Annotated in this window: 2 protein-coding genes; both read right to left on the bottom strand. The window is 72.4% G+C overall.

The genetic code is table 11. The features are described from left to right. Positions 1–184: 184 nt before the first annotated feature. Positions 185–496 carry a hypothetical protein gene (locus AC3WLN_RS23990; RefSeq protein WP_492485479.1) on the bottom strand — a complete coding sequence of 104 codons (312 nt, stop codon included), beginning with the start codon at positions 494–496 and terminating at the stop codon, positions 185–187. A 218-nt stretch (positions 497–714) separates the two neighbouring features. Further along, complete coding sequence (gene argH / locus AC3WLN_RS23985) at positions 715–2,100, bottom strand: argininosuccinate lyase (protein WP_492485477.1); 1,386 nt, start codon at positions 2,098–2,100, stop codon at positions 715–717. Positions 2,101–2,134 lie beyond the last annotated feature (34 nt).

The following is a 2,134-nucleotide window of genomic DNA, read 5'->3' as shown; positions in this document are numbered from 1 at the left end:
GGTGGGGGGCGCCGACGAGGGCGGCGGGGCCGGACAGGACGAGGAAGGCGGCCCCGAGCCGGAGGCCGCGTCGCAGAACAGGAACCATGGAAGACCCTTCGGGACGTCGCCGGGCCGAAAGACCCGACCGTCCGGATGTGCGGCGCCGCGGGGCGCCGGTTTCAGGATTGCGTGCCCGCCCCGATCAGGCGGCGTGGGTCTCGGCGCCGGAGAACACCGCCATCACGCCCGCGAGGGCGGGGGCGGCCAGCGTCGACAGGGCGGAGGCCTCCGCGGGGGCCGGACCCGCGGCCTCGGACGCCGCGGACATCGGCAGGCGCGGCAGCGCGCGGGGCTTGGGATCGTTGTAGGGCGTGTTGTAGCACTTGCGCACCGAGGCCCAGAACGCGGCCCGGTCGTCCTCGGGCAGGCGGCTCAGGGCGGTGTCGATCAGGGCCGTGGCCTCGGCCGCGAGGGCGGGGACGTCATCCGGCGCAATCCAGCTTTCAGCGGGCATGAGAAGATCTCCGAGAGGCTCGGGACAGGGTCCTACACAGCATCACATAGCTGAGCCGTGAACGCACCTGCCCCGGGTCCGGTTCTTTTCGACTCGGCTCAGATCCGTCCGATCCCTTCGGGATGGCGGACCCGGACTTCGCGCAAGCGCCGCGCGGGCTTGCCGGCGCCGCGCGGGCTTGCCGATCCGGGCATCGCTCCGATGAGGCGAAGCCCGGATCAGCCCTGCCCGAGCGCCGCGAGCCAGCGGTTGGCCTGGGCCCGGACGTTGTCCGGGGCGGTGCCGCCGTAGCTGGTGCGGCTCGAGACCGAGTTCTCGACGCCGAGCACGGCGTAGACCGCCTGCGTGATCCGCGGCTCGGCGGCCTGCATCTCCGCCAGGGTGAGCGCCTCCAGCCCCACATCGCGGGCGGAGGCCGTGCCGACGAGGCGGCCGGTGACGTGGTGCGCCTCGCGGAACGGCAGGCCGAGCTCGCGCACCAGCCAGTCGGCGAGATCGGTCGCCGTGGCGTAGCCGGAGCCGGCGGCGCGGGCGAGCACGGGCGCGTTGGGCTCGAGGTCGCGGACCATGCCGGTCATGGCGGCCAAGCACAGGGAGAGCGCCTGGAGGGCGTCGAAGGTGCCCTCCTTGTCCTCCTGCATGTCCTTCGAATAGGCGAGCGGCAGGCCCTTCATCACGATGAGCAGGCCCGTGAGCGCGCCGATGACGCGGCCGGACTTCGCCCGCACCAGCTCCGCCGCGTCCGGGTTGCGCTTCTGCGGCATGATCGACGAGCCGGTGGTGTAGCCGTCGGAGAGCTTCACGAAGTTGAACTGGGCCGAGGTCCAGACCACGAGCTCCTCGGCGAAGCGCGAGAGGTGGACGGCGCAGATCGAGGCGGCGGCCAGGGATTCGAGGGCGAAGTCGCGGTCGGCCACCGAATCGAGCGAGTTCGCGGTGGGCCGGTCGAAGCCGAGGGCCGCGGCCGTGGCGTGCCGGTCGATGGGGAAGGAGGTGCCGGCGAGCGCCGCCGCACCGAGCGGGCACTCGTTGAGCCGCGCACGGGCATCGCGGAAGCGGCCGCGGTCGCGGGCCAGCATCTCCACGTAGGCGAGGCAATGGTGCCCGAAGGTGACCGGCTGGGCCGATTGCAGGTGGGTGAAGCCCGGCATCACCGTGCCGGCATGCGCCAGGGCCTTCTCGGCCAGGGCCCGCTGCAGGTCGGCCGCCTGGGCATCGAGGCTGTCCAGGGTGTCGCGCACCCACAGCTTCATGTCGGTGGCGACCTGGTCGTTGCGCGAGCGCGCGGTGTGCAGGCGCCCGGCCGCCGGGCCGACGATCTCGGTCAGCCGGCTCTCGACGGACATGTGGATGTCCTCGAGTTCGCGGCGGAACACGAAGCCGCCCGCCTCGATTTCGTCGCGCACGGCCTTGAGCCCGTCCTGAATCGCGGCCACATCGGCGGATGGCAGGATGCCGGCCTCGCCCAGCATCGCCACATGCGCCAGCGAGCCGCGGATGTCCTGGGGCGCGAGGCGCTTGTCGAACCCGATGGAGGCGTTGATCTCCTCCATGATCTCGGCGGGGCCGCTCGCGAAGCGCCCGCCCCACATCCGGTTGCTCATGCTGTCAATGACCCTTCCAGCCCTTCGCCCCGCC

The sequence above is a fragment of the Methylobacterium sp. FW306-05-D genome (assembly GCF_058782155.1).
The sequence above is the reverse complement of the archived record's forward strand: the minus strand, read 5'-3'. Positions and strand labels throughout refer to the sequence as shown.